The 6,820-nt window shown below is 65.8% G+C and carries 4 protein-coding genes; all 4 read right to left on the reverse strand.

Annotated elements, in window-relative coordinates:
- Nucleotides 1-364 precede the first annotated feature (364 nt).
- The 4 genes from rpfG to AC5P8Y_RS19850 all read right to left on the reverse strand — a co-directional run bounded on the left by rpfG (nt 365) and on the right by AC5P8Y_RS19850 (nt 6,529).
- Entirely contained in the window at nt 365-1,504 is a 1,140-nt protein-coding gene (rpfG, locus tag AC5P8Y_RS19835; RefSeq protein WP_005409495.1) for a cyclic di-GMP phosphodiesterase response regulator RpfG, read from the reverse strand.
- Between the two features lie 205 nt (nt 1,505-1,709).
- Nucleotides 1,710-3,221: a lysine--tRNA ligase gene (gene lysS, locus AC5P8Y_RS19840; RefSeq protein ID WP_005409494.1), complete on the reverse strand. Its 1,512-nt coding sequence runs from the start codon at nt 3,219-3,221 to the stop codon at nt 1,710-1,712.
- 218 nt (nt 3,222-3,439) lie between these two features.
- The gene (locus AC5P8Y_RS19845; protein WP_111172436.1) at nt 3,440-5,080 is read right to left on the reverse strand and encodes an acetolactate synthase large subunit; all 1,641 of its coding nucleotides are present in this window, start codon (nt 5,078-5,080) and stop codon (nt 3,440-3,442) included.
- 63 nt (nt 5,081-5,143) lie between these two features.
- Nucleotides 5,144-6,529, reverse strand: coding sequence for an NAD-dependent succinate-semialdehyde dehydrogenase (locus tag AC5P8Y_RS19850; protein WP_033832968.1), 1,386 nt, complete (start codon nt 6,527-6,529; stop codon nt 5,144-5,146).
- Between the last annotated feature and the right edge of the window lie 291 nt (nt 6,530-6,820).

The following is a 6,820-nucleotide window of genomic DNA, read 5'->3' on the forward strand; positions in this document are numbered from 1 at the left end:
GCGCAGGCCGTTGCCCACCGTGACCCACATCACCACCGCATACACCCACGCCAGCGGCTCACCCATCTGGATCATGCCGATCGCGATCAGGCCGTAATCGGCCAGCATCCCGGCCACCCGCCGCAGGTCCGAGCGCTGCGGCTTCCACAGCAGCCAGCCGAACAACAGCAGCGACAGGCCCAGCCCGGTCATCGCCGTTGCCAGCGCGCCCTGGTATTGATCCAGCCGGTGCAGGCGGGCGCCGGACAACAGAACATAGACCAGGATCAGCGAGATCAGCACCACCCGCACGATCGCCTGGCCATGTTCCGAATCCGGACGCTGCGCCAGCCGACGCCTCACGCGTGCGAACAGGTCCTGCATGTCACCCACCCGGTCGCGTCGATGCCGTCGAGTGCTGGGCGCAGATATCCATCAACTGCTGGTGGCCGCGCATCAGCGCATCCACGCAGCGCGGATCGAACAGTCGCCCACGCTGGGCGTACAGATAAGCCAGAGTGGCTTCCATGGTCCATGCTTCCTTGTACGGACGGGGCGAGATCAGCGCATCGAAGACGTCGGCGACAGCAACGATCCGCGCTTCCAGCGGAATCGCTTCGCCGACCAGGCCGTCGGGATAGCCGCTGCCGTCATAGCGCTCGTGATGGCGCAGCGCGATGAGCGCGCCCACCTGGATGAAACGGTTCTGGCTGCCACTGAGCAGCTCGTGGCCGATGCGTGGGTGCCGGCGCATGATCGCCAGCTCCTCGTCATTGAGCTTGCCCTGCTTGAGCAGCACCGCGTCGGGAATGGCGATCTTGCCCATGTCATGCAGCGGTGCCGCCATCTCGATCAGGCGCACGTCGTCTTCGGGCAGGCCAAGCTGCTCGGCGATCAGCCCCGCAACGCGCGCCATGCGTTCGAGATAGGCGCTGGTGCCGGCATCACGGAACTCGATCGCCCGGGCCAATCGCGACAGGGTCTCGCGTTCGCGTTCCTCGACCTCGTGCATGCTGGCCAGCAGGCGCTGCTCCAGCGACAACGCACGTTGCTTCACGTTCTCGGTCTGCTGGCGCAGCTGCAGCAGGTTGTAGCAGCGCGCGCGCAGTTCGCGCGGACGGATCGGCTTGACCAGGAAGTCGATGACCCCTGCTTCCAGCGCCGCCTGGCGGATCGGCTCGTCGCCGACCACGGTGATCAGGATCACCGGGATATCGCGGTGCTTGGGCAGGCGACGGAATCGACGGGCGAACTCCAGCCCGTCCATCTCCGGCATGCGGTAATCGAGCAGCAGCAGGTCGACCGGGTGCGCCTCGCACCAGGCCAATGCGGTCAGCGGATCACCGAAGTCATACACGCTCAGTTCCGGCGCGATGTCTTCGATAACGTGACGCAGCATCGTCCGCGCGGACGTCTGGTCGTCAACAATGACGATGTTCAACGCGTACTCCGCCTGGTTTCTCGACCATGCTGGATCATCAGCAGGCGAGGATACCCTGCTGCTGCGAACGCTCGCACCCTGCATCGGCCCGACTCCCGTGTCATGCATCCCGGTTCATGATCGTCATCACATTGTGAAGCGGACTCTCCACAATGCGCACTCCCCCTGGCGCCGATCAAGCCATAACAGACGTCAAGGTAGTGCATTAACGATACGCCGAGCGCGGGAGGCGTCAATCGCGCCGTCTCATTTCGCGACGGCGCGCACAAACGGGAGTCAAAAAGACGACTTACTGCTCCGGACGCATGTACGGGAACAGCAGCACGTCACGGATCGAGCTGCTGCCGGTCAGCAGCATCACCAGGCGATCAACGCCGATGCCGAGGCCGCCGGTCGGGGCCATGCCGTACTCCAGCGCACGGATGTAGTCGGCGTCGTAGTGCATCGCCTCGTCGTCGCCACCCTCCTTCGCGGCCACCTGGGCCTGGAAGCGCTGGGCCTGGTCTTCCGGGTCGTTCAGTTCGGAGAAGCCGTTGGCCAGCTCCTTGCCGTTGACGAACAGCTCGAAGCGATCCGTGTAGCCCGGGTCGTTGTCATTGGCACGGGCCAGCGGCGAGACCTCGACCGGATGGTCGGTGATGAAGGTCGGCTGGATCAGGGTGTGCTCGACCGTGGCCTCGAAGATCTCCAGCAACAGCTTGCCCCAGCCGTAGGACGGCTTGACGCGGATGTTCAAGCGCTCGCAATGGCGCAGCAGCGCATCGCGGTCAGTGCAATCAGCGGCCGAGATTTCCGGGTTGTGGTGGCGCACCGCCTCATCCATGCGCCAGCGGCGGAACGCCGGACCCAGGTCGATCTTCGCGCCGTCCCATTCCACTTCGGTGCCACCGTTCACGGCCTTGGCCACATCACGGATCACACCCTCGGTCAGGTCCATGATTTCGTTGTACGTGGCATAGGCCTCGTACAGTTCCATCATGGTGAATTCCGGATTGTGGCGGGTGCTGACGCCTTCATTGCGGAAGTTGCGGTTGATCTCGTACACACGCTCCAGGCCACCCACGGTCAGGCGCTTGAGGTACAGCTCCGGCGCCACGCGCAGGTACAGGTCCAGGTCCAGCGCGTTGTGATGCGTGGTGAACGGCTTGGCCGCCGCGCCGCCGGGGATGTAATGCATCATCGGCGTCTCGACTTCCAGGAAGTCGCGGTTGTCCAGCCACGCGCGCATGGCGCGGATGATCTTCGAGCGCTTGATGAACACTGCGCGCGATTCCGGGGTCACGATCAGATCGACGTAACGCTGGCGGTAGCGCTGCTCGACGTCGGCCAGGCCGTGCCACTTGTCCGGCAGCGGGCGCAGCGACTTGGTCAGCAGGCGGATCGACTCGGCCTTGACCGACAGTTCGCCGGTCTTGGTACGGGTCAGGCCGCCTTCGACGGCGATGATGTCGCCCACGTCCCAGCCCTTGAAGGCCGTGTAGGCATCGCCCAGCACCGCGCCCTGCAGGAACAGCTGGATGCGGCCGGACTCGTCCTGGATCTGGGCGAAGCTGGCCTTGCCCATGATGCGCTTGGCCATCAGGCGGCCGGCCATCTTCACCTGGCGGCCGTTGCCTTCCAGCGCCTCGGCGGTCCAGGTCTCGGCATCGGCGAATTCTTCCTGCAGGCGGCCGGCGAAGTCCTCGCGACGGAAGTCGTTCGGGTACGCGATGCCCTGCCCACGCAGCGTTTTGAGTTTCTCGCGGCGCTCGGCGATCAACTTGTTTTCGTCGACGGGGGGGGTATCGGTAGCTTCGCTCATGGATCTGCGGGAATCGTGTAGTGAGGGGGGATGTTGCACCCGGCACAGCCGGTTGCCCAGCATACCAAAACCGCCCTGCCCCGGCCTTGGGCCGGGCCCGCCCAGATGGCCGCCAACCTTGGTTGGCGGTCCGTGTGTCGACCAAGGTCGACACCTACCGGATTCCGGGGAACCGATGCCCCGGTAGTCGCCAACCTTGGTTGGCGCTCGTCCCGGCGTCAACCGTTCCCAGGGAACGCCTGCCGCAGCTCGTCCACCAGCACCCGCTGGTTCTCCGAGTAATCGATCGGCACCGACACCAGGTGCACCCCGCCCTCGTTGAAGGCCGCCTCCAGGGTCGGGATGAACTGCTCGATGGCCGTCACCTCATGCCCCTTGCAGCCATAGGCCTCGGCATACTTCACGAAATCGGGATTGCTGAAGGTCATGCCGTAGTCGGTGAAGCCATCCACCGCCTGCTTCCAGCGGATCATGCCGTAGGCGCCGTCGTTGAGGATCAGCACCACCAGGTTCAGGCCCAGCCGACGCGCGGTCTCCAGCTCCTGGCTGTTCATCATGAACCCGCCATCGCCACACACCGCCAGCACCCGCCGCCGCGGGTACAGGATCGAAGCCATGATCGCCGACGGCAGGCCCGCGCCCATGGTCGCCAACGCATTGTCCAGCAGCAGCGTATTGGCCACCTGGGTGCGGTAATTGCGCGCGAACCAGATCTTGTACATGCCGTTGTCCAGCGCCACGATGCCGTCCGGCGGCATCACCTGGCGCACGTCGTGCACCAGCCGCTGAGGCGTGAATCCAGCCTCCTCGGCTCGGTCAGCCAGGTGTTCCAGAATGGTCGCGCGCAGCGGCAGCAGCGCGTCAGCGTTTGGCACCGCGCCTTCGATACGATCGGCCAACTGGGTCAGCGAACGACCGATGTCACCGATCACTTCCACCTGTGGGAAGTACACCTGCTCCACCGCCGCCTGCGAGTAGCCGATATGGATCACGGTCGGCCCACCCGGGCGCATCACGAACGGCGGCTTCTCGGTGACCTCGTGGCCGATGGTCACGATCACGTCGGCCTGGTCGATCGCCATGTGCACGTAATCGCGCTCGGTCAGCGCCGCGGTGCCCATGTACAGGCCCGAACCACCGGCCACCGCGCCCTTGCCCATCTGCGTGGTGAAGAACGGAACGCCGGCGCGCAACACGAACGCCGACAGCGCTTCGCTGGACTGCGGCCGCGACGCCGCCGAGGCGATCATCAGCAGGGGGCGCTTGGCGTTGCGGATGATCTCCGCCGCCCGATCCAGCGCCTCCGGACTGGCAATGGGACGATCCACCGCGTGCGGCGGAATCAGCGCCACGCCCTCGACCTCATCGGCCGCGATATCTTCGGGCAGCTCCAGCAGCACCGGGCCCGGGCGCTCTTCCTGGGCGACACGGAACGCCTCGCGGACGATGGTCGGGATGGTGCGCGCCGACACGATCTGCCGCGCCTGCTTGGTCAGCGGCTTCATCGTGCTGACGATGTCGACGATCTGGAAGCGCGCCTGCTTGCTGGCGACGATGCCCTTCTGCCCGGTGATCATGATGACCGGCCATGCGCCAAGCAGCGCATACGCGGCGCCGGTGGTGAAATTCAGCGCGCCGGGGCCGAGCGTGGCCAGGCACACGCCCGGCTTGCCGGTCAGGCGGCCATAGGTGGCCGCCATGAACACTGCCGCCTGCTCGTGGCGGGTGATGACCAGCTCGATGCTGGAATGGCGCAGCGACTCGACCACGTCGAGATTTTCTTCGCCGGGAATGCCGAAAATGCGCTCGACGCCTTCGTTCTCAAGTGCGGCGACAAGCAGATCTGAACCCTTGGACATTGGAATGCCGTCCTTTTCGCTGGACTGATGGTGGATCGTTGCAGGAAGGATGGAAGCTGCGCGTCAACGCTTGTCGAACCACACGGTCTGCGCGTTGACGAATTCGCGGATGCCGAAGTGCGAGAGCTCACGGCCGAAGCCGCTCTTCTTCACGCCGCCGATCGGCACGCGCGGATCGGACGCGGAGAAGCCGTTGACGAACACACCGCCGGTCTGCAGCCGGCGCGCCAGCTGCATCGCACGGGCGCGGTCGCCGCTCCACAGGTTGCCGCTGAGGCCGAACTCGCTCTGGTTGGCCAGTTCCACCGCATGGTCGGCGTCGCGGGCGCGGCTGATCGAGGCCACCGGCCCGAACGTTTCGGTGTCGAAGGCTTGCATGCCCGGCTCAACCCCGGCCAGCACGGTGGGGGCATAGAACGCACCCGGACGATCCAGCTGGTGCCCGCCGACCAGCAGCTGCGCACCGGCATCGACCGAAGCACGTACCTGCGCGTCGAGCTGCTCCAGCAGATCCTGGCGTGCCATCGGGCCGATGCGGTTCGCCGGGTCGCGGCCGTCGCCAATGGTCAGTGCCTGCACCTTCTGGCAGAACTGCGCCACGAAACGATCGTAGACCGCGTCTTCGACGATGATGCGCTTGCCGGCGATGCAGACCTGCCCGGTGTTCTGGAAGCGCGAGGCCACGGCCGCATCGACGGCCGCATCAAGATCGGCGTCGGCCAGGACGATGAACGGATCGGAACCGCCCAGTTCCAGCACCACCTTCTTCAGCGCCTGCCCGGCCTGGGCAGCAATGCTGCGACCGGCGGCCACACTGCCGGTCAGGGTCACCGCCGCGATGCGGTCATCGGCGATCGCGCGGCTGGTGCCCTCGCGGCTGATGTTGGCCGCGATGAAGGTGCCCTCCGGCAAGCCGGCATCGCGCCATGCCGCGTCGAGCAGCTGCGCGGTACCGACGATGTTCTCGGCCGGCTTCAGCAGGAAGCCGTTGCCGCCCATCAGGATCGGCACCGCCGCGCGCATCACCTGCCAGTACGGGAAGTTCCACGGCATGATGCCCAGCACCACGCCCAGCGGCAGGTAGGACACGTAGGCCTTGTCGTCGGGCACCTGGGTCGGTTCGTCGCGCAGGAACTGCGCACCGTTGTCGGCGTACCAGTCGCACAGCACAGCACACTTCTCGATTTCGGCCAGCGCTTCGGCCTGGACCTTGCCCATTTCGGCGGTAGCCAGCGCGGCCAGCTTTTCACGGTCACGGCGTAGCACCGCGGCCATCGCACGCAGTACGTCTGCGCGCTGTTCGAGGCTCTTGATGCTCCAGGCCGCAAAGCCGACCTGGCCGCGATCCAGGATTGTTTCCAGCTCGGCGTCGGTGGCGAAGGGATGGCTGGCGATCTGCTGGCCGGTGGCCGGATCGCGGGAAATGGCGGTGGTGGGGGCAGCGGACATGCAGGGCTCCTGGTGTCTCGACAACGGGCGGCGGCCCGTCTCCTGCACAGGAATGTGGACCCGAATGGCGGAGGCAACAAGGCGTCTGCTTATCCTGTGACCTGCACTTACCTGCCTGAATGGGGTTTTCGGCAGGGCTGCGCCCTGCACCCGCTACGATCCAGAGCAACAGCAACAGCAACAGCAGAAGCTGGTTTCCTGAGGGATGGCGGGGTGGGTCCGGTTGCGGGAGACGCCGTAAACCCGTCCTTGGGGGCTTGGCCGCGGCATCCATGCCGCGGACACTCCCGC

This window comes from Stenotrophomonas sp. YJH_SMC_12-1, from assembly GCF_059370935.1.

Bases quoted from the DNA above. Each gene is read 5' to 3' on its own strand.
- rpfG (WP_005409495.1), bottom strand. From the start codon at position 1,504: ATGCAGGGTGCGAGCGTTCGCAGCAGCAGGGTATCCTCGCCTGCTGAT.
- AC5P8Y_RS19850 (WP_033832968.1), bottom strand. From the start codon at position 6,529: ATGTCCGCTGCCCCCACCACCGCCATTTCCCGCGATCCGGCCACCGGC.
- lysS (WP_005409494.1), bottom strand. From the start codon at position 3,221: ATGAGCGAAGCTACCGATACCCCCCCCGTCGACGAAAACAAGTTGATC.
- AC5P8Y_RS19845 (WP_111172436.1), bottom strand. From the start codon at position 5,080: ATGTCCAAGGGTTCAGATCTGCTTGTCGCCGCACTTGAGAACGAAGGC.